The organism is Streptococcus sp. D2, from assembly GCF_006385825.1.
Classification (GTDB): domain Bacteria; phylum Bacillota; class Bacilli; order Lactobacillales; family Streptococcaceae; genus Streptococcus; species Streptococcus shenyangsis.
Genome location: NZ_VFSI01000018.1, coordinates 18,050 through 42,711 on the forward strand (window position 1 = coordinate 18,050; position 24,662 = coordinate 42,711).

Sequence of the window (24,662 nt, forward strand, 5' to 3'; positions counted from 1 at the left end):
CCACGTCAACGTCGCCTTGCCGTACTCAAGTACAGTCTGCGGCTAGTTTGCTCTTTGATTTTCATTGAGTATAAAAAAGATTTATTTAAGAAATATATGTGATAATAAGGTAAATTAAGTCTAATGGAGGACAAAGAAATGGGTTTTTATGTGATGCTTGCTTCAATGCTACTCGGACTGCTCGCTTTGAAGATAGGTTTTTCTCAGTTCAAGGAGAAAAAAGATAAATTCTTATCTATCTTAACAAGCTTAGCTGGCACAGCCCTTGTTCTCGTGGCTATCTGGTTAGGATGGCCCAAATAAACAGAGGAACCTCGGTCAAACCGAGGTTTTTCAGATGAATTTCTTGGTAGTAGCTAAAAAATATGCTACACTATCAATATGAAAATTTTAATCCCAACAGCAAAAGAAATGAACTCAGATTTGCCAAGTATCGAAGCAACTTCTTTAAAACCAGAAAGCCAGGCCGTGCTGGATGCCTTGGCCCTCTATTCTGCTAGTCAATTGGAGAGTTTTTACAAGGTATCAGCTGAGAAGGCAGTGGAAGAATTTCAACATATCCAAGCTTTAAAAAAACAAACTGCTCAACACTACCCAGCCTTGAAACTTTTTGATGGGCTTATGTACCGTCACATCAAGCGAGATAAGTTGACCGAGGCAGAACAAGTCTATCTTGAAAATCATGTCTTCATTACCTCGGCTTTGTACGGTGTCGTTCCAGCCTTGTCACCCATGTCCCCTCACCGTTTGGACTTTTTGATGAAGTTAAAAGTCGCTGGTAAGACTTTGAAGAGCCATTGGAAGGTAGCCTACGATGAAGCTGTGACGCAGGAAGAAGTAATTTTCTCCCTCTTGTCGTCCGAGTTTGAGACTGTATTTTCTAAGGAAATTAGAGAAAAAATGGTGACCTTCAAATTCATGGAGGACAAGGATGGTCAGCTGAAGATTCATTCAACTATTTCGAAGAAAGCGCGTGGTGCCTTCCTAACAGCCCTGATAGAAAATCAAGTACAGACGGTGGAGGAAGCTCGTCTCTTAAGCTTTGCTGGATTTGTCTACCGAGAAGATTTATCCCAGCAACAGGAATTGGTTTTTGTTAAGGAAGTATGAAAGAGAACAATTCAAATTGAGGCTCAACTTCTTCGTTTTTAAAACGCATGAGGTTGGATAAAGAGTCTTTAAAATCAGAAAAATGCATATTATCAGATATTGAAAAAATTTGATGATATGTATTTTATTTTTCTAGAGTATTTTGGAGATTTTATACTTTAATTTTACTAGGATTGAAAGAAAAAATTAGTCATTTCCTATCTTTTCTATTGCTTTATTTCCTATCATTTGTTATATTAAAAGTGTAATTATTTTTTATTTAATGACGTAAGTGTTACACTTTTTAGACAGAAAGGAGTATTTTTTTAAACAGCAGATGTAAACGCTTACGTATATAGTGAAAGGATTTAGGACTTAATGGATAAAGGATTGTTTGAAAAACGTTGTAAATATAGTATTCGAAAATTTTCATTAGGGGTTGCTTCTGTCATGATTGGTGCAGCTTTCTTTGGAACTAGTACTGTCCTAGCAGATTCTGCACAAACAGGTTCAACAGCAAATATGCCTGCTGATTTGGCTGCAGCTCTTGCAAATGCTAAAGAGGACGGAGGGCATGATTTTGAAGCACCAAAAGCTGGTGAAGACCAAGGTTCTCCTGAAGTAACTGAAGGACCAAAGACTGAAGAAGAATTACTGGCAAAAGAAAAAGAAACTGCAACAAGCTCTTCAGCTTCAGATACTCTTCCTGATGAACTACGTGGAAAACTTGATAAGGCTGAAGAAAATGGCCACACTGCCTCAAAAGAAGAATTAGAAAAAGAGGATAAAAGCTTAGTTCCAGAAGATGTCGCTAAAACAAAAAATGGTGAATTAAACTATGGTGCGACTGTTGAAATTAAAAGCGCTGCGGGGATTGGCAGTGGTATCGTTATTGGGGAAAATCTAGTTTTATCTGTTTCTCATAACTTTATCAAAGATGTTCCAGATGGTAATAATCGTAAGGTAGCTGATAATGTTGAGAGTGATGGAGATGTCTATACAGTTTCTTACAAAGGAGCACCAGATGTCAAATTTAGTAAGAATGATGTAAAACACTGGGACCGTGAAGGCTTCCTCAAAGGCTATAAAAATGACTTGGCAATTGTTAAGCTTCGTACACCTCTTGCAAATGCTCCCGTTGAAGTGTCTGAGAAGCCTGCAACAACTAAGGTAGGAGATAAGGTCCATGTATTTGGATATCCAAAAGGAGAACTTGATCCGATTCTGAATACAAGGGTTGAGGACATTAACAATCACGGAGAAGGTGTTCGTGGAATTAGCTATCAAGGAAGTGAACCAGGTGCCAGTGGTGGTGGAATCTTCGATGAAAATGGGAAATTGATTGGTATCCACCAAAATGGTGTCTCTGGTAAACGTAGTGGAGGTATTCTCTTCTCACCTGCTCAGCTAGAGTGGATCCAAAACTATATCAAGGGTATTGAAACAAGGAAACCAGCTGGTCTAGATGCTCTCGATAAACAAGTGGAAAACAAGGAAGAAAAACCAAAAGAGGATAAACCTAAAGAAGAAAAACCAGCTGACAATAAGCCGGCAGAAAACAAACCAGCAGAAAATAAACCAGCTGAAACTAAACCGACTGAATCAAAAGAAGTCACTCCAGAATGGAAAACAGTTGAAAAGAAAGAACAACAGGGAACAGTAACTGTCCGTGAAGAAAAAGGAGTTCGTTACAACCAACTAGCTTCAACTGCTCAAAATGACAATGGTAAAAAACCAGCCTTGTTTGAAAAAGATGGTTTGACAGTAGATGCTAATGGGAATGCTACCGTTGATTTGACCTTTAAAGAAGAATCCGAGACAGGTAAGTCTCGCTTCGGTGTCTTCATGAAATTTAAAGACACAGATAACAACGTTTTTGTAGGATATGACCAAGGTGGATGGTTCTGGGAATACAAGACAAATGGTAGTGGACTTTGGTATCAAGGTGGACGAGTTGCAGCTCCAGTAAATGGATCTGAGAACCATTTGACGATCAGTCTAAAATCAGATGGACAGCTCAATGCAACTAACAATGATGTGAAACTTTTTGACACAGTGACCTTGCCATCTGCAGTAAATGATAAACTAAAAGATGAGAAGAAAATCGTTCTTAAAGCTGGAACCTATAACAGTAGCGAACGAACAATTGTCAATGTCAAAACTGACAACCAAGAAGGAGTTAAAAGCGATCAAGAATCGACTAAAAAAGAAAAGGGCGATACAGTAGATGATAGCAATGTAAAATACGACACTATTCAATCTACAGTATTGAAAGCAGTTATCGACCAAGCCTTCCCACGTGTTAAAGAATATGTTCTAAATGGAAACAAGCTTCCAGGACAAGTTCAACCAATTAATCAAGTTGTGATCAACAAGCACGCTGTGACTCCTGAAGTTACCTATAAAAAGGTTAATGCAACGACTGCTGAGTATGACATGAAACTCCGTGATGAGAAAAATCTCATCAATGCAGATATGACCGTTCGTTTGCAAGTAGTGGACAACCAACTTCACTTTGATGTGACTAAGATTGTCAACCATAACCAAGTGACACCAGGACAAAAGATTGATGACGAACGTAAATTACTTTCTTCAATCAGCTTCCTAGGAAATGCCTTGGTATCTGTTTCAAGCGACCAAGCAGGAGCTAAGTTTGATGGGGCAACCATGTCAAACAATACTCATGTAAGTGGTGATGACCATATCGCAGTAACAAATCCAATGAAAGAATTAGCTAAAGGGTATATGTACGGATTTGTTTCAACAGACAAGCTTGCGGCAGGTGTATGGAGTAATTCGCAAAATAGCTATGGTGGTGGTTCTTACGACTGGACACGTTTGACAGCTTATAAGAATACGATTGGCAATGCCAACTACGTGGAAATTCATAGTTCTGAATGGCAATGGGAAAAAGCTCATAATGGTATTGTCTTCCCAGAATATACCAAAGAACTTCCAAGTGCTAAAGTTGTCATCACAGAAGATGCCAATGCTGACCATAAAGTAGATTGGCAAGATGGTGCGATTGCTTATCGTAGTATCATGAATAACCCTCAAGGTTGGGAAAAAGTTAAAGACATCACAGCTTATCGTATCGCTATGAACTTTGGTTCACAAGCGCAAAACCCATTCCTCATGACCTTGGATGGTATCAAGAAGATTAACCTTCATACAGATGGTCTTGGTCAAGGTGTACTTCTTAAGGGATACGGAAGTGAAGGACATGACTCTGGACACTTGAACTACGCGGATATCGGTAAACGTATTGGTGGTGTCGAAGACTTTAAGACTCTTATTGCGAAAGCTAAGAAATATGGTGCCCACCTCGGTATCCACGTTAACGCTTCAGAAACCTATCCTGAGTCTAAATATTTTAATGAAAATATTCTTCGTAAAAATGCAGATGGTAGCTACAGCTACGGTTGGAATTGGCTTGACCAAGGTATCAATATTGATGCTGGTTATGACTTGGCTCATGGACGTCTAGCTCGTTGGGAAGAGTTGAAGAAAGAGTTGGGTGAAGGCCTAGACTTCATCTACGTCGACGTTTGGGGTAACGGTCAATCAGGTGACAATGGTGCCTGGGCAACTCACGTTATTGCGAAAGAAATTAACAAACAAGGTTGGCGCTTTGCTATTGAGTGGGGCCATGGTGGTGAATATGATTCTACCTTCCAACATTGGGCAGCTGACTTGACCTACGGTGGCTATACAAATAAAGGTATTAACAGTGCCATTACTCGCTTTATCCGTAACCACCAAAAAGATTCTTGGGTTGGTGACTACAGAAGTTACGGTGGTGCAGCTGACTATCCACTTCTAGGCGGTTATAGCATGAAGGACTTTGAAGGATGGCAAGGACGTAGTGACTATAACGGTTATGTAACAAACTTGTTTGCTCATGACGTTATGACTAAGTACTTCCAACACTTCACAGTCAGCAAATGGGAAGATGGCAAACCAGTAACCATGACTGACAATGGTAGTACCTATAAATGGACTCCAGAAATGAAAGTAGAATTGGTCGATGCTGCAAATAACAAGGTTGTGGTAACTCGTAAATCAAACGATGTCAACAGTCCACAATATCGTGAACGTACAGTTACGCTCAATGGTCGTGTGATTCAAGATGGTTCAGCTTACTTGACACCTTGGAACTGGGATGCGAACGGTAACAAGCTTGCGAGCGACAAGGAAAAAATGTACTATTTCAATACTGAAAAAGGTGCAACAACTTGGACGCTTCCTAGCGACTGGGCGAATAGTAAGGTTTACCTTTATAAACTAACTGACCAAGGTAAGACTGAGGAAAAAGAAGTTGCCGTGAAAGACGGTAAGATTACCCTTGATCTTACTGCAAATCAGCCATATGTTCTCTATCGTTCTAAACAAACAAATCCTGAAATGTCATGGAGTGAAGGAATGCATATCTATGACCAAGGATTTAACAGCGAATCTTTGAATCATTGGAAGATTTCGGGAGATGCGTCTAAGGCTGAAATCGTGAAGTCTCAAGGTGCAAATCAAATGCTCCGCATCCAAGGCAATAAAGAAAAAGTTAGTCTCACTCAAAAATTGACTGGCTTGAAGCCAAATACTAAATACGCAGTCTATGTCGGTGTAGACAACCGTAGTAATGCTAAAGCAAGTATTACCGTTAATACTGGTGAAAAAGAAGTAACTAACTACACCAACAAGTCACTCGCCCTCAACTATGTAAAAGCCTATGCTCACAATACTCGTCGAAGCAATGCAACGGTTGATAACACAAGTTACTTCCAAAACATGTATGCTTTCTTCACAACAGGTTCAGATGTATCAAATGTAACCTTGACCTTGAGTCGTGAAGCAGGTGATGAAGCAACTTACTTCGATGAAATTCGTACCTTTGAAAATGAATCAAATATGTACGGTGACGGTCATGATACTGCAACAGGTGTCTTCAAACAAGACTTTGAAAATGTGGGTCAAGGTATCTTCCCATTTGTCATCGGTGGTATCGAAGGTGTTGAAGACAACCGTACTCACTTGTCTGAAAAACATGGTCCATACACACAACGTGACTGGAATGGCAAGAAAGTTGATGACGTTATCGAAGGAAATTGGTCACTCAAGACAAACGGTCTTGTGAGCCGTCGTAACTTGGTTTACCAAACAATTCCACAAAACTTCCGCTTTGAAGCAGGTAAGACCTATCGTATTACATTTGACTATGAAGCTGGATCTGACAATACTTATGCCTTTGTAGTCGGTAAAGGAGAATTCCAATCTGGACAGGCAAGTAATTTGGAAATGCATGAATTACCAAACTCATGGACAGATTCTAAAAAAGCTAAACGCGCAACTTTCCTCGTGACAGGTGCTGAAACTGGCGATACATGGGTAGGTATCTACTCTACAGGAAATGCAAGCAATACTCGTGGAGATTCTGGTGGTAATGCGAATTTCCGTGGTTACAATGATTTCATCATGGACAGACTTCAAATTGAAGAAATTGTCTTGACTGGTAAGATGATGGCAGAAAATGCTGTTAAGAACTATCTTCCGACTGTTTCGATGGATAACTATACTAAAGAAACGATGGATGCTTTGAAAGAAGCAGTCTTCAACCTCAGTCAAGCAGACGATGATATTAGTGTAGAAGAAGCTAAAGCAGAAATCGCTAAAGTCAATGCTCTTAAAGATGCTTTAGTGATGAAGAAAACAGCTCTTGTGACAGATGATTTTGCAACCTTAAGTGCTCCTGCTCAGGCTGGTGAAGGTCTTGCAAATGCCTTTGATGGAAACTTATCTAGTTTATGGCATACATCATGGGGCGGAGGAGATGTTGGCAAGCCAGCTACAATGGTCTTGAAAGAACCGACTGAAATTACTGGTTTCCATTATGTTCCACGTGGTTCCGGTTCAAACGGTAATCTGAGAGATGTGACTCTTGTCGTAACTGATGAAACAGGTAAGGAACATACTTTCAATGCAACAAATTGGGCTGATAATAACAAACCTAAAGATATCAACTTTGGAAAGACGATCAAAGCTAAGAAGATTGTTCTAACAGGAACACGAACTTACGGAGATGGTGGCAATCAATATCAATCAGCTGCAGAATTGATCTTCACTCGTCCACAAGTGACTGAAGCAGGTCTTGATACTGCAGCCTATGAAGCTGCTTTAGCTAAAGCTCAAAAATTGGCTGATAAGAGCAATCAAGAGGAAGTAGCAAGTGTTGTTGCCAGCATGAAATTTGCAACAGATAATCATCTCTTGACAAATAGAATGATTAAATACTTTGCAGATTATCTTGATCAATTGAAAGATGAAACACCTACTCCAACTCCAGAACCGAAACCTGAAACTCCAACATCAAGCAAGGGTGACCAAGTAGCACCAGTCATTGAAGTTCCGGAATTCACAGGTGGTGTAAACGGTGGCGAATCAGCTATTAATGAAGCACCAGAGTATACAGGAGTAGTAGGGACAGCAGGAGATGAAGTGGCTGTAAAAGAGGTTCCAGAGTTCACTGGAAGTGTGAATGCGGTAGAATCAGCTGTACATGAAGTTCCAGAATATACAGGTGCAATGGGAACAGCAGGTGACCAAGCAGCACCTACGGTAGACAAACCAACTGGGGACGTTCGTGTCTTATCAGATAAATCAACAGGAGTTGTAGTTGCAGGACTAGCAAGAGACTTGGCACCAGACATGCACCTTCAAGTTCAAAAAGTAACAGACCAAAGCTTACAAGGTATGGAATTTGATGCTTATTCTCTTCATCTGGTAGATAAGGATAATCATAAAGTTCAGCCGAAAGGTGCAGTCCTTGTTAGAGTACCGGTTTCTGGTGAAGTGGCTGGGGTATACTATACTGCATCAGGTGAGTCAGTAAACTTTACAAATGGTCAGGGAACAATTGAATTCACAACAAGTCAACTAGGACATTATGCTGTTGTTTATAAACAAGTTTCTAAACAAGAATCACCATTAACTGAAGAACCTGGAGCTAAGGCGCAGACTCCATCAACTAAAGAACCTGGAGCTAAGGCGCAGACTCCATCAACTGAAGAAGTTGGAGGTAAGGCACAAACTCCATCAACAGATCAATTCAATCAGAAGCAACAGAGTTCAGCAGAACAAGCAGTTGAACATCAATCAGTTGATAGGTCTAAACCAGGAATGAAGATAGAAGAAGCAAAAGAAGAAATGACTGCTAAACTTCCAAACACTGGAACTAGCCAGTCAGATAAGCTCTTCTTCCTTGCCAGCCTCAGTCTAGCAATGTCTGCTCTATTTCTTGCAAAGAGAAAAGAAGATTAGAATATACAAGAGTTTTCATTAAAAGGGAGCTCAAACTCTCTGCTTGTTCTAGTGGAGAAAAAAGAATGCCCAGAGAGGACCTCTAGGTCCTCTCTTTTTCTAAAGGGAAATGAGAACGTTTACGATTGTGAGCGTATGAAAGGAAATAAGAAAAAATGGGAAAACATTTTTTTGAGAAACGGTGTCATTATAGTATTCGTAAATTTACGATTGGTGCAGCTTCTGTTATGATTGGTGCTAGTATCTTTGGTGCTGGCATGGTTCAAGCAGCTGAAACAGAAGGACCTGCTGAGACAGAAGGAACAATAACACAGGCTCAGCCTCTGGATAAGCTGCCAGCAGATATAGCAGCAGCTATTGAAAAAGCAGAAACTGCCACTACGACAGGGGATAGTGAAACTCAACCAAGTGAGACAGAAAGTCAGCCTGAAAATACTGGAGAAACAGTTACAAAGCCAACTGAAACTCCTGCTCCGAAGGAAGAAGCAACTCCAAAACCAGCAGAAACTCTAAAAGAAGAAGTAGCTCCAACAGCTAAACCATCTGAAAAGCCAGTGACTAAAGATTTGGTCGAAACACCAGATGTCAATCATTTAGAAAAAGCTTCTGCTACAGCATCAAACCATGAAGCAAACACACAGTACACAGCAGAAAAGGCAATTGACGGAAAACCTGATACTCGCTGGGCTACTGATCAAAATGTTGAAAAACCAACCATCGAATTTACACTTGAAAAGACAACAGTGATTAAGCATGTGGAGATTGATTGGGATCGCCGTGTTCGTGGTGAAAAAAATGATCCAAATATCAAGTCATGGAATCTTTATTACGCTGGCCAGGATGATGTGAATGGTTCGGGAGTTAAAGAATGGAAGTTAGCTTATCAAAGAACAGGCACTCCACTTCTTGATGAAAAAGTTGATTTGAAAGAGGCTATTCAAGCCAAGTACCTTAAACTTGAAATCACAGATTACCAAGCTGGTACTATGAACTGGAAAAATGTTGGTATTCAAGAAATTCGTGCCTATTCAAACATTCCGGATGCAAGCAAACCAACAGATATTCGTCAGGTGACAGAACTAGAAGTTGCTAAAGATGGAAAATCACTTGTTTTACCTAAATTACCAGGTCAAGTAAGCTTAATTGGTAGCAACAAACAGGGTGTTGTTGACCTAAATAACAAAATCTACAAACCTTTAACAGATCAAACTGTTAAGGTCATGGTCCAACAAGTCAAAGATACTCATACCTTCACAAAAGAATTTGAAGTTCTTATTAAAGGCTTGCATGCAGACGAAGGCGTTGGAACTAAACCAGCAGTTGCTCCAGCAGTTCAACAATGGTATGGAACTGAAGGAAAAACTTCTATTACATCATCTACTGTTATTTCAGTCGGAGATTCTGGATTTGGTCAAGAAGCCAAATTCTATCAGACTGACCTTGAAAGTCGTGGCTTAGAAATTGCAACAGGCAATCAGACAGCTCAAAAACGAATTGAATTTAAGAAGGTTGAAGACAAGGGATATGGTAAGGAAGGCTATGGTATCACTGTAAAAGATGGTGTTATCACTGTAGAAGCTGCAACAAATGCAGGTGCCTTTTATGCTACACGTACACTTCTTCAAATGGGAGAAAAAGATCTACAGAACGGTGAGATCCGTGACTTCCCAAGCTTCAGCCACCGTGGCTTTATGCTAGACACAGGTCGTAAGTTTATCCCTTATGATACGCTTGTAGACATCATGCTAAACATGGCCTACTACAAGATGAACGATCTTCAGTTGCACTTGAATGATAACTATATCTTCCTAAAAGAGCACTTGGCAGGTAAGAACTTAAGTCCAGAAGAAGAACTCAAGTATGTTCTAGAGCATGCCAAGACAGGCTTCCGTGTGGAGACAGATATTGTTGGTAAGGATGGCCAAAAATTAACATCAGATGAGCACTATACCAAGGAAGAAATGCAAGAAATCATCAAGTTAGCAAAAGCTTTGCATATCAACCTTGTTCCTGAAATTGACACACCAGGTCACGCCCTTTCATTCGTTAAAGTTCGTCCAGACTTGATGTACAAGGGTCAACTTAGTGCGAGAAAACACAATGTAGAACGTGTAGCTATGTTGGACTTGGATAACAAGTACGAAGAAACACTTGCTTTTGTTAAATTAGTCTATGATAAACTTCTTGATGGTCCAGATGCACCCCTTCATGGCGTTTCTACCGTTCATATCGGTACAGATGAGTATTATGGAAGTCCAGAAAGCTATCGTCGCTATGTCAATGACCTCATCAAGTATATCAAAGGAAAAGGTTATACACCACGTATTTGGGGATCACTCAGCGCCAAACAAGGAAAAACGCCAGTTGATTGGAAAGATGTAGAAGTGGATATCTGGAGCCTTGGATGGCAACGTCCAGCAGCTGCAATTGCTCAAGGTGCCAAGATTATCAATATCACAGATGTTCCAACCTATAGTGTCCCAAGTGGTAGCAATAGCCAAACTGCTTATGGAGATTATGCAAATTATGAAATTCAATACAATCGTTGGACACCAAATGACTTCTCAACAGGTGGTGGCCCACGTCTAGAAGCTTCTAATCCTAATATCATTGGTGGTGGTCATGCGGTTTGGAATGATAATATTGACCTCCATGAAACTGGACTTACTTCTTATGATATCTTTAAACGTTTCTTCAAGAGTATGCAGTCTACTGCAGAACGCACTTGGGGTTCCGATCGTGCAGCTAAGACCTATGCAGATCGTATTCAACCAGCAAGTGTCTATGCACCACAATCTAATCCTGAAAAGACTATAGCTGAAGAAGACTTGTTCAAGATTAATCCTGAGACTGTCAAAGATTACCTTGCTAAGAAAGTGAAGAAGACTGAAGCAGGATTGAATTTCGATAAAGACAGTACAATCGAAGGTCTAGTTGGTGACGCAGGACCAAGTCATGTCCTGAAAATGGATGTTACTGTAACTGGTGACGGTGAACAGACCTTCTCAACAAGTGGCAATAATCAACTTTATCTTGCAGATAAGGATGGCTACCTTGCCTATACTTTTGAGCAATTCCATATTCAATTCAACAAGAAACTTGAAAAGAACAAACGTTATCAAATCTCTGTTGTAACGAAACCACAATCTACAGAAGTTTATGTAGATGGTGAAAAGGTTGAACGTATTGCAAATCCAGCTAATCCTCGTTTTGCTCATAATAGCTTGGTTCTACCACTTGAAACGATCGGTGGTTTCAAAGGAATCTTGCATAGTGCTGAGTTGTCAAATGAACCATTTGTAAATCCACGTTTGATTCCAAATAATCATTTTACAGTTTCTGCAACTAGTCAAGAATTACCAGGTACCAATGCAGAAGGTCCAGTAGAAAAAGCCTTCGACAATGATCCAAATACCTTCTGGCATTCAAAATGGTCTGGACATCAAGCACCATTCACAGTTGCTATGAACTTGAAAGCAAGTGAAAAAGTCAATGGTTTGACTTATCTTCCACGTCCAGGTGGTGGTAATGGTGTCGTGACATCTTATGAAATATATGCTCAAAAAGATGGTCAGATGGTTAAAGTTGCTTCAGGAACTTGGGAAAACAATGCCAAAGAGAAAACAGTGAACTTTGATGCAGTTGAAACGAATAAGGTAGAATTAAAAGTCCTAGCAGGTGTTGCAGGATTTGGTAGTGCCGCAGAAATTCAACTTCTGAAACCAGTTTCTACTAACAAGGCAGAAGAGCCAGCTACTCCAAAAGCACCTAAAGTTGAGGAGATGGGTGACGGGACAACTGAACTTGCTGATAAATTTGTAGCTAGCAAGCCAACAAGTGATGAGGCAGTTGCTGCTGCAGCCCAAAGTCAAGACTACCTTAAGAAAGAATACAAGGTATTCCCAACACCACAAAAAGTAACTTACGATGAAGGTGTTACGAAACTCCATAAACAAGTCAATCTTGTCATGGGAGATCAATTAGATATCTATACTCGTAACCGCTTGAAGAGCGTTCTACAAGATCATCAAATCTCATACACAAGCAGTCAAACAGCAGTGGCAGGTGCTACTAACATCTACCTTGGTGTTCATGGTCAAAATTCACAGGCTGAAAAAGAAGTATCTGGAATTTCTCAAGGACTCTTTGATAAAATTGATGCTTATGCCTTGTCAATCAAGAACAATACAATCTCTATCGTCGGTAAAGATACAGATGCTGTCTTCTACGGTTTAACGACTCTCAAACACATGCTTAATGAGAGCGCGGCACCAGTCTTACGTAATGTAACAGTTGAAGACTACGCTGAAATTAAGAACCGTGGCTTTATCGAAGGTTACTATGGAAATCCTTGGAGTAATGCTGACCGTGCAGAATTGATGCGTTATGGTGGTGACTTGAAGTTGACCCAATACTTCTTTGCACCAAAAGATGATCCATATCACAACAAGAAATGGCGTGAACTTTATCCAGAAGAAAAACTAGCTGAAATTCGTGAATTGGCGCGTGTTGGAAACCAAAACAAGACTCGTTATGTTTGGACCATCCATCCATTCATGAATAATCGTATCCGTTTTGGTAACGATGCTGACTACCAAAAAGACCTTGAAACTATTAAAGCTAAATTCACTCAATTAATGGATGTCGGTGTTCGTGAGTTCGGTATTTTGGCTGATGATGCCCCAAGTCCAGTTGGTGGCTACAATAGCTACAACCGCTTGATGAAGGACATGACAGACTGGTTGACTAAAAAACAAGCAACTTATGGTGGCCTTCGTAAGGAAATGATCTTTGTCCCAGGTCAATATTGGGGTAATGGCCGTGAAGATGAGTTGAAAGCACTCAATGAAAATCTTCCAACTTCAACCTCTATGACCCTTACTGGTGGTAAGATCTGGGGTGAAGTATCCGAAAGCTTCCTCTCTAACCTTAAGAACAATCTGACTGCAGGTGGTAAGACATATCGTCCAGTTTCTCTATGGGTCAATTGGCCTGTTACAGATAATTCTAAACAACACTTAATCTTAGGTGGTGGTGAGAAATTCCTTCATCCAAATGTTGATCCTAGTCTTCTTTCAGGTATCATGTTGAATCCAATGCAACAATCTGAGCCTTCTAAGATTGCCCTCTTCTCTGCAGCTCAATATGCATGGAAACAATGGAAGTCAGAAGAAGAAGCTAAGAAAGTAAACGATATTGCCTTCAACTTTGTTGAAAATGGTAAGTTTACAGATAGCGAAACCTCTCTTGCCTTCCGTGAGCTTGGTAAACATATGATCAACCAAAACATGGATGGTCGTGTTGTGAAGTTGGAAGAGTCTGTTGAACTTGCACCGAAATTGGCGGCCTTCATGTCTAAGTTGAAAGCTGGTCAAGATGTTGGTGCAGAGCGTGAAGGCTTGCGTGCAGAATTTGCGAAACTAAAAGCTGCAGCTCAACTTTATAAAGCATCTGGTGATGAAAAGATGCGTGCTCAAATCCATTATTGGTTGGACAATACCATTGACCAAATGGATGCCTTGAGTGCTCTCCTTGATGGTACAGAGGCTATCGAAAAGAACGATTCTGCAAAACTTTGGGATAGTTACTATAAGGGATTGAAACTATATGAACAGTCTCAAACTTATACCTTCCATTATGTAGACCATGACGAAAAAGCTGAGTTGGGTGTTCAACATATCCGTCCATTCTTGCTTGGACTGCGTGAAATCTTGGCAACAGAAGTTCAAAAAGCCTTGCATCCTGATCAAGTGATTAGTACCTTTATCACAAACCGTACAGGTGTAGAAGGCGGACTTGCTGAGGTAACTGATGGAGATTTGGGAACTCATGCATTAATCAAATCGCCAAACAGTATCAAGACTGGTGATTACATTGGTTTGAAATTTAACAAAGCTGTTCCACTCCAAAACTTGACCTTTGCAATGGGAACTCAAGCAAATCCTCGTGATACCTTTAACAATGCTAAGGTTGAGTACCTAAATGAAAATGATGAGTGGGTAACACTTTCAGAACCAAGCTATACTGGAAATGAATCTCTTATTAAATATGAAAAACTCAATATTCGTGCCAAGGCTGTTCGAATGATTGCGACTTCAGATCGTGATAATACTTGGTTTGCTGTAAGAGAAATTGCTGTTAACCGCCCTGTGGAAGTTACTCGTGCTAAACAGGCAGCTACTGTGACGATTAGTCCAAATCTTATGTACAAGTACAATACGACAGTTGGTCAGATTACAGACGGTCGTGACAATACTGAAGCCATGCTTGCGAATGCTGATCGAACTGATACAACTCCAGTAAATAGTTGGGTACAACTAGACTTAGGCGAAGTCAAACCTGTGACTAAGGTTCGTCTCCACCAAGGTTCAGGAGATAAATTAGCAGAAGGTGTTCTTGAATATTCTGCAGATGGTAACTCATGGCAAGAATTGGATCGCTTGACTGGTGAACAAACCAAAGAAATCGAAACTCCAATTTCAGCTCGCTATGTCCGTATTCGCAATACTAAGAACACCAACCTATGGTGGCGTATCGCTGACTTCTCAGTTGAAACACGTACAGGCAATAGCCAATTGACTGATACAAATGTTGAGAACTTGAAGTCAACTCCAGTTTATGACAGCCTAGGCCGTTATAATATGCAAATTCCGAGCGGAACAAAACTTCCAGCTAAAAGTTATTTGGGTATGAAACTTGATCGTCTTCACCAAGCTGAACTCATTCAAGCGGTTGGTACAGAAAACCCATCCCTTAATTTGGAATATTCTCCAAATGCCCAAGAATGGTATCCGGCTGATCAAGTGACAGATAAGTCCTTGGTACGTTATGTTCGTTTGGTCAACAAGACTGACCAAGAACAAGCAGTGACAGCAACCTCTCTACTTGTTCAGACAAAAGAAATTCAACCAACCACACTTGATTCGACATCAATGGGCATCCATCCAACATATGGTCGCAATGACGTTCGTAAGATTAAGAACTTGGATCAATTGTTCGATGGAGTTTACAATAACTTTGTAGAGTTTTCAGACTATGCGCGTAAAGATGGTCATATCACCTTGAAGCTAGGTAGTGAACGTGCAATCAAGAAAATTAGAGCTTACATTCAAGACGGCACTCAAAACTATCTCCGTGATGGTAAGATTCAAGTCAGTCAAGATGGCAAGACTTGGACAGATCTTGTGACAGTTGGTGATGGTGTTGCCAATGAGACACGTGATGATTCCTTGACAGATGGTTGGACACATGATTCTAAGATGCCAGGAAACCGCTACATCGAGGGTGAACTTGCAAGTCCAGTTAAAGCCAATTATCTCCGTGTTCTATTTACAGCTAACTATGATGCTCGTTTTGTAGGCTTCACTGAGTTGGTTATCAATGATGGCGAATTCGTGAAACCGATTAATGATCCAACTGTTCAAGGAAACAGTGGTGAAAGCCAAGGTAACCTCTACACCAACCTCGTAGATGGTAAGGTATTGACTAGCTATAAGGCTGAGAAAGAACAAGGTGAGCTGGTCTACCACTTGTCAGAACCGACAGATGTCAACCATATTCGACTTGTTTCAAGTCTTCCGCAAGGAGTGAAGGCTCGAGTATTGGCTCGAACTCTTAAATCAGATAAAAGAGATTCTTGGTCAGAAATAGGTGAGATTACCTCAAGCTTCCAAACATTTGCTGTCCGAGATAAATCTCCATTATTGGATGTGAAACTTGTTTGGGAAGGAGGTAAACCAGAGTTCTACGAAATGACGACATTCCACCAAGAACTTCCAGAGGAACCAGCCAAACCGGCTCCAACTACAAGTAAGGGTGACGAACCATCACCAGTAGTAGAAGTCCCAGAATTTACTGGTGGCGTAAATGGTGTCGAAGCAGCTGTTCATGAAGTTCCAGAATACACTCAAGCTATTGGCACAGCAGGCGATGATGTGGTTCCAGTAGTAGAAGGGCTAGAATTCAAAGGCGGAGTAAACGCAGTTGAGGCAGCTACCCATGAAGTTCCCGAGTATACTGAAGCTATTGAAAAAGCAGACAAGCTACCATCACCAGTAGTAGAAGTCCCAGACTTCAAGGGTGGCGTAAATGGCACTGAAGCAGCTGTCCATGAAGTCCCAGAATATAAAGAAACAGCAAGCCCTCAAGTCACTCCAACAGAGGAAAACTTGAAAGATTCGGTTGATAAAGTCGATGGAGATAAGATGAGCAGTGGCAATCGTGATGTTGAAACTACTGTTGAAAAGTCCGATGAATTTGCAAGTGCATCAGTGAAAACAGATCAAGCACAAAAACAAGAACAACCACAAACATCGGTTGCTAAAGTTAAAGATCAACTTCCAGCAACAGGTGGAGAAGAATCAGCTACTTTAGCCTTGTTAGGTGGTCTTGGACTAGTTCTCTCTGCCGCTTTTATCAAAAGAAGGAAAAAGGATTAAGAATTCGAAAAAGAGTTATTCAATAATCCTGGATAAACATTAATGTCACAATAAAACCACACAGTGATTTCAGTATTGAGCATCATCAAGCTGAAAGCAACACTGTGTGGTTTTTGAATAGTTGATAGTTTCGGACCAGATTCTTTATCCATTGTTAAGCTTCTCGTTATAGGATGTTGCCTCAATCTTTTTTTGTTATATTAAAATCATAAAAAAGATTGCAATTTTTTGTTCATTTTGATATATTCAATATATACAAAAAACAAACTCGATGCTTAGTTGTGTGTTCAGAAGGAAGTTATTTTTCTAAAAAAGGAAGCGCTTACTCAGCATCAAGAAAAAGAAAAGAGGATTTTAATGAACAAAAGACTTTTCGATAAACGTTGCCATTATAGCATTCGTAAATTTGCTATAGGTGCGGCATCTGTGATGATTGGGGCTAGTATATTTGGTATTTCAGCTGTACAAGCTGAGGAGGTGGCTTCATCCAATACTCAAACAGAAGAAACAACAGTTCATCAACCTCAGCCTTTAGATAAGCTTCCCGATGATGTGGCAGCTGCTATCGCAAAGGCTGATGAGAATGGTGGACGTGAGTTTGTAAAGCCAAAAGCTGAGTCGACAGAAGACAAAGTGACTAAGGATACAGAACCTACTAAACCTGTTAATGAAGGTAACCATGAATTGGTTAATCCTAAAGTTGAAACTCCAAATAAGGTAGGAGAAGAAAACGAAGCTGAAGAGAGGCAAAAAGCTGAAGAGACAAATCCAAAGACTGTGGAAGATGGTCCGAAATCTACAGCAGCAGTTGAAACAGATGTAAAAGAGGATGCTAAGAAAACTTCAGAAAAGGATCAGGTAAAACCGACTGCAGATCTCAAATCTTCTTCTGAAAAAACGCAAGCGCTTTCTAAAGAGTCAAGTAAAGCGGATGTTGAAACAGAGAAGCAGCTATTATCAGATCGAAAACAAGACTTCAATAAAGATTGGTACTTTAAACTAAACGCCCAAGGAGATTTTTCAAAAAAAGATGTGGATGTTCATGATTGGTCTAAATTGAATCTACCACACGATTGGAGTATTTATTTTGACTTCGATCACAAGTCTCCTGCTCGCAACGAAGGTGGACAGTTAAATGGTGGAACGGCTTGGTATCGTAAGACTTTTACACTGAATGAAGCAGACAAGAACAAGGATGTTCGTATCAATTTTGATGGTGTTTACATGGATTCTAAGGTTTATGTAAATGGTAAATTTGTAGGACATTATCCAAGTGGTTATAATCATTTTTCTTATGATATTACAGAATTTTTGAACAAGGATGGCAGTGAAAATTCCATTACCGTTCAAGTGACCAATAAGCAGCCAAGTAGTCGTTGGTATTCTGGAAGTGGGATTTATCGTGATGTAACCCTTAGTTATCGTGATAAGGTCCATGTTGCGGAAAATGGGAACCACATTACAACACCAAAATTAGCTGAACAAAAAAATAGCAATGTTGAAACACAAGTTCAAAGTAAGATTAAAAATACAGATAAAAAGGCTGCGAATGTCTTTGTGGAGCAACAAATTTTCACTAAGGAGGGTAAAGCTGTTTCAGAACTAGTTCGTTCTGAAACTAAGAGTTTGGCAGAAAATGAAACAGCACAATTTAATCAGAATATCCTGGTTAATCAGCCAACTCTTTGGACAACGAAAAGTTACCATCCTCAACTTTATGTTCTAAAAACAAAAGTCTATAAAGAAGGCCAGTTAGTTGATGTAACAGAAGATACATTTGGTTACCGTTATTTTAACTGGACAGCTAAGGAAGGATTTTCTCTCAATGGTGAGAGAATGAAATTCCATGGGGTAAGTATTCACCATGACAATGGAGCCTTGGGTGCAGAAGAGAACTATAAGGCTACTTATCGTAAATTAAAACTTCTGAAAGATATGGGAGTGAACTCCATTCGTACCACTCACAACCCGGCGAGCCCTCAGTTGCTAGATGCTGCGGCGAGTCTAGGACTTTTGGTTCAAGAGGAGGCTTTTGACACTTGGTATGGTGGCAAGAAGACTTACGACTATGGACGTTTCTTTGATCAAGATGCGACTCATCCCGAGGCTAAGAAGGGAGAGAAGTGGTCTGATTTTGATCTTAGAACAATGGTAGAACGTGATAAGAACAATCCGTCTATTGTGATGTGGTCTCTTGGAAATGAGGTAGATGAAGCGAATGGTAGTCCTCGTTCTATTGAAACTGCTAAACGTTTGAAGGCTGTTATCAAAGCGATTGATACCGAGCGTTACGTAACCATGGGTGAAAATAAATTTAGTCGTGCGTCTACAGGTGATTTCTTGAAAGTTGCAGAAATCATGGATGCTGTGGGTATGAACTATGGAGAGCGTAATTATGAAGCTGTTCGTAGAGCTCATCCAGACTGGCTCATCTATGGTTCTGAAACTTCTTCAGCTACTAGAACGCGTGATTCTTATTACAATCCTGCTCAAATCCTTGGACATGATAACCGTCCAAATCGTCACTATGAACAATCTGACTATGGTAATGACCGTGTTGGATGGGGAAGAACAGCTACTGAGTCATGGACTTTTGACCGTGATCATGCTGGCTATGCTGGACAATTTATCTGGACAGGAATTGACTATATCGGTGAACCAACTCCATGGCATAACCAAGATAATACACCCGTAAAAAGTTCTTACTTTGGTATCATCGATACGGCTGGTTTACCCAAGAATGATTTTTACCTTTACCGTAGTGAATGGTATAGTGCTAAAGAAAAACCAACTGTCCGAATTTTACCACATTGGAACTGGACTGATGAGACACTCAGGGATCGTAAGATGCTGGTCGATGGAAAGGTTCCGGTTCGTACCTTCTCAAATGCAGCAAGTGTCGAATTGTTCTTAAATGGAGAGTCACTTGGTAAAAAGGAATTTACTAAGAAAACGACAGAAGATGGACGTCCATATCATGAGGGAGCTAAACCAAGTGAATTGTATCTCGAGTGGCTCGTTAAATACCAACCAGGCACACTGACTGCGATTGCTCGAGATGAAAATGGCAACGAAATTGCGCGTGATAGTGTGACAACTGCTGGGGAGCCAGCAAGAGTTCGTCTGACTAAGGAAGAGCATGTTATCACAGCAGATGGTAAAGATTTATCTTACATCCATTACGAAATTGTTGATGGAGAAGGGAATGTTGTTCCGACAGCTAACAATCTTGTTCATTTCAATCTTCATGGTCAGGGACAGATTGTTGGTGTGGATAATGGAGAACAAGCTAGTCGTGAACGCTACAAAGCTCAAGCAGATGGAACATGGCAAAGACGTGCTTTCAATGGTAAAGGGGTTGTCATTGTAAAATCAACAGAAAAAGAAGGTAAATTTACTCTTTATGCAGATTCTGCTGGTTTAACATCTGATAGTGCAACAGTTGCAACCGTGTCTGGTAAGAAAGAAAACCGTCACTTTATAGCCTATGCTCCTGTGAAGGCCACAACTGATGTGAGTACCACTCCTGAATTACCACGAACAGTAACAGCTATTTATAGTGACGGTAGTGTTGAGGAAAAGACTGTAACATGGGACGTGCCATCTGACTTGCTTACAAGCGCAGGTGAGAAAAAAGTATTTGGTAATGTAGAAGGTATCGAAGCTAAGGCTGAAGCCCTTGTCAAGGTAGTTGCACTTGATAAGTGGTTGCCTAAGGTAGCGACAGTTCCAGTTGGTACAACGGCAGCTGATTTGGATAAAACGGTTACTGCTGTTTTGTCAGATGGCAGCTTGATTGATACAGATGTTGTGTCTTGGACCTTGAAAGATCCTGCCGCCTTGACTAAAGAAGGTGGACGAACTGAAGCAACTGGTAAATTGACAGATGACGATCGTGAAGTAACTGCAACCTTTATCGCAAGCAACAAGGAAACAGAAAGTACTGTTACAGGTCTCACGGTTGGAGATAAGACTCTTGAAAACTTTGAGCCTGGAAAGACTTATTACCGAGTATCCCTTCCTTACACTGCTAAAATCCCAAGTGTTGGAGCACAGACTACAGGCTATCAGGTAACAGTTCAGCAAGCTTCTGCTGATAATGGTTATCAGGCTTCTGTCTTCTTGAGTGACCAGAAGGGTGACTTGGTTCAAACTTACTTGATTCAATTCGTGAAGGAAGCACCTGCCTTGACCCGCTTGGAAGTAAACGTTGAAGGAAAAGAGAAAGCAACAGAAGATCAAGTTCTCCCTTATCATGTGATTGGGCATTATGAGGATGGTTCACAGACGGAATTTGCAGCGTCAGATGTCCACTTAGAAGCCAAGTCAGCTGATGGTGGTCATCTTGAGGTAAATAGACAGAACTTGTTGCTCTATACTAAGGGTCGTGTTACTCTAACTCCTCGTATTGACAATCAAACAGAAAAAACGCAATCTGTCGCAACTGAATTGGTGATTAAAGAAAATAAAGTAGAGAAGAAAATTGTCAAACTTCATCCAGTTTCTGCCTCTACCGATATCAATCAGCAACCTAATTTACCTAGTCAAGTTGGAGCAGAATTTGATAAAGGCTTGCCTCGTAAGGTAGCTGTAACTTGGGACAAAGTAGCTGAAAAAGAATTGGGGCACTATCATAGCTTTACCCTTAAAGGACATGTAGAAGGTACAGATATTGAGGCTCAAGCAACTGTGACGGTTGAAGGCTTGCAAGTTGCAGAGGAAATCAGCCTTACTCTTCCTAAGGGTGAGACAGTTCAATTGCCAGCCAGTGTACGTGCTTACCATTCTAATGGAACCACTATCTACAAAGATGTGGTTTGGGATCAGGTACCAGCTAACTTTAGTCAAACTGAAGGGGTGTATGAAATCAATGGTCATTTAGTTGGTAGCAATCTGACCACCAAGGCTCATGTCCGTGTTTCTAGTCAAGTGGTTGCTGGAAATAATATCTCTAAACAATGGACAGGTTCACAATTACCAGCAGCTATTGTATCCAATACAGGAGGGGATGATTCGGCTAATGCTTTGAACGACCTGACTGTATCAAGAACGCCTACAGATGCTAAAAATAGATGGACTACTTGGAGAACAAATACTGATAATGACTGGGCATCAATCTTGTTTGGAAACTCTGGTGATTTGACCAAGCGCTTTGTTGATAATCTTTCAGTTGATTTCTATACTGATGGAGCGATTGGTCTTCCAAAAGAATATGTTATTGAATACTATGTCGGTCAAGAAGTTCCAGATCTTCCGAATGATGTCAATAATGCTCAACGTGATAGCAACCATCCATTTAATAATGAAGCTAACTGGAAAGAGGTGGAACACCTCAAAGCTCCTGGACAATTATCTGCAGGTAAAACCAACCACTTTACATTTGATAAGGTAGAAACCTATGCTGTTCGTATGCGCATGAAGAAAGCAGATGGAACTGCTGGTGTTGGTTTGACAGAGCTAACTGTCCTTGGAAATAAGGTAGTGAGCTCTACAAGTTCAGAAATTTCTATCCAAGTAGATGGCAAGAAGCTTGAACATTTCAATCCATCTAAGACTGATTACTATATTCCTAAATCTAGCAAAGAAATCACTGCAACAGCTAGCAATAATGGTCTGGTAACAGTTGTGCCTGCAACAAGTGAAAAAGGTGCGACACGTCTTATCTTAAAAGCTGAGGATGGAACTGTTCTGAAAGAATATCGTATCTTCCGTGATGACGAAAAAGAGTCAACACAATCAGCAGCTGCAGAAAATAGTGCCAAGACCCTGAATGTTGGTGATCAACTTCAATTGCCTGCTGAAGTGACAGTCTATTATCCTTCACAAGCTGGCTGGGTTAAGGCTAACCTTGCAGTTCAATGGGATGCCATTCCTGAACATGCGACAGAACAGGAGGGAAGTTTTGAAGTAACTGGTCATGTCATTGGTACAAATCTAACAACTAAAATACAGGTGACAGTTGTAGCTAAAGGTAACCAAGTTCTGTCAGAAAATCCAAGCAACAATGAAACGGATTCTAAAGCCTTTGCTTCGACAACGAACGATACACAAGCAGCTTCACATGATAGAATTTTCTATATCAATGATGGAAAATACAATGAAGATGGACGTTGGACAAACTGGTCTCGTACTCCGAAAAATCAAGAAACTTCTGTCGGCCTACTCTTTAAGAAGGATGGAAAAATTGCCTCTCAATCCATTGGAAAAGTAGCAATCCAGTTCTTTAAAGATAGTGGAACAGATGCCCCAGAGAAAATGGTTCTAGAAAGATATATTGGTCCTGCCTTTACAGAACCAAGTACGATTTCTCGGTATGAAGAAAATGCTGACCATCCATTCAACAAGGCAGAAAATTGGGAATCAATTCCTTATAAAGCTTCTGGAGAATTAGTAGCTGGTAAACCAATCGAGTTTAACTTTGATCCGGTTCAAACGACAGCTATTCGTGCTCGCATGACTCGTAAGGCTACTACTAATGGCCTAGCACTTGTAGAATTTACAGCCTACTCTGCAGGCAAAGGAGCAGAAGTGGAAACACCATCAGCGACTATTTCGATCGATGGAAAAGCATTGGAAAACTTTGAACCAAATGTGACAGATTATACACTAACAGCAATGAGTTCCCAACCAAAAGTCACTGCGACAACTAGTGGACATGGAGTAGTCACAGTTGTGAATCCTGGAAATACTAATCTTCCAACACTTGTTCGTCTTGTTTCTAAAGATGGAACTCTTGTGAAAGAGTATCGTTTACACTTTAAGGCAGCCTTCCAAACAATTCCGACAGAAGGAGTTAAGAACTTAGTAGCAGAAACTCCAAGCTTGGAAATTGAAAAGACTCCGCTTCCATTTAAAGAAGTTATTCGTGAAAATCCTGAACTTGCTCAAGGTAAACGTCGTGTAGTTTCTGAGGGACAAGATGGAGAAAAAGTTGACTTTATTCAAGTATCAGGAACTACTAGAACTATTGTTCATACTGAACAAAGAAAGGCTCAAGACCGCATTGTCGAGGTGGGAGTAAAACCATCTATTTCAAATAGTAAGGGCGGGGAACCTGCGCCAGTCAACGAAGTTCCAGAATTCAAAGGCGGAGCTAACTTTGTTGAAGGAGCAGTCAATGAGGTTCCAGAATTCAAAGGCGGAGCTAACTTTGTTGAAGGAGCAGTTAACGATATTTCAGAATACATAGGGAAACAATCAACTGTAGGTAATCAGGTAGCACCAATCGCTGAGAAGCCTAAATTTAAAGACGGGGTAAATACAGGAGTGCCTCAAGATAGTAAACTTCCAGAGGATAAAGGTGTTCCAGCAACAGTAGGAAATCATGAAGCACCAGTTCGTGAGAAAACAGAGCATCCAGTACAGAACTTAGCAAATAACCAGACTACAGAAAGAAAGGCTTCAGCAGTCAAAGGAGATCAAAATAGCTTACCAGAAACTGGTGAGAGAGAATCTGATACAGCCATCTTCTTAGCAGGTGTTAGCTTGGCCTTGTCAGCAACACTATTGACTGCAAAACGTAAAGAAGATTAGACTTTATCTCTAAATTATTCTTATTTGTATAGATTAATCGAGGATTAAAAATTGAATCGGTAAATGAGCAGGACTACTATGATATAAAGCCTCAAATTGAGTAGAAATATAGTAGATCCTTGCATGATAAAACGCATCGTATTAAGGTTTTGAATACCTAATATTGAACTGCACCCCAAAAGTTAGACAGAAAAAATCTAACTTTTGGGGTGTTTTTATTATGAAATTAACTTATGATGATAAAGTTCAGATCTATGAACTTAAAAAACAAGGATATAGCATAGAGAAGCT

General features: G+C 40.4%; 5 protein-coding genes and 1 pseudogene. All 6 read left to right on the forward strand.

Annotated elements, in window-relative coordinates:
• Positions 1 to 138: 138 nt before the first annotated feature.
• Complete coding sequence (locus FJR73_RS09440) at positions 139 to 303, forward strand: YczI family protein (protein ID WP_061759413.1); 165 nt, start codon at positions 139 to 141, stop codon at positions 301 to 303.
• Positions 304 to 381: 78 nt separating this feature from the next.
• Positions 382 to 1,110 (forward strand): peroxide stress protein YaaA, encoded by a 729-nt coding sequence (gene yaaA, locus FJR73_RS09445; protein WP_061759412.1) that lies wholly within the window; start codon positions 382 to 384, stop codon positions 1,108 to 1,110.
• Between the two features lie 357 nt (positions 1,111 to 1,467).
• The gene (locus FJR73_RS09450) at positions 1,468 to 8,400 is read left to right on the forward strand and encodes a SpGH101 family endo-alpha-N-acetylgalactosaminidase (RefSeq protein WP_140834631.1); all 6,933 of its coding nucleotides are present in this window, start codon (positions 1,468 to 1,470) and stop codon (positions 8,398 to 8,400) included.
• A gap of 155 nt (positions 8,401 to 8,555) precedes the next feature.
• The gene (locus tag FJR73_RS09455; RefSeq protein WP_140834633.1) at positions 8,556 to 16,838 is read left to right on the forward strand and encodes an SIALI-17 repeat-containing surface protein; all 8,283 of its coding nucleotides are present in this window, start codon (positions 8,556 to 8,558) and stop codon (positions 16,836 to 16,838) included.
• A 357-nt stretch (positions 16,839 to 17,195) separates the two neighbouring features.
• Positions 17,196 to 24,371 carry an SIALI-17 repeat-containing surface protein gene (locus tag FJR73_RS09460; protein WP_140834635.1) on the forward strand — a complete coding sequence of 2,392 codons (7,176 nt, stop codon included), beginning with the start codon at positions 17,196 to 17,198 and terminating at the stop codon, positions 24,369 to 24,371.
• Between the two features lie 220 nt (positions 24,372 to 24,591).
• Positions 24,592 to 24,662, forward strand: a pseudogene (locus tag FJR73_RS09465) (transposase); the annotation flags it as partial.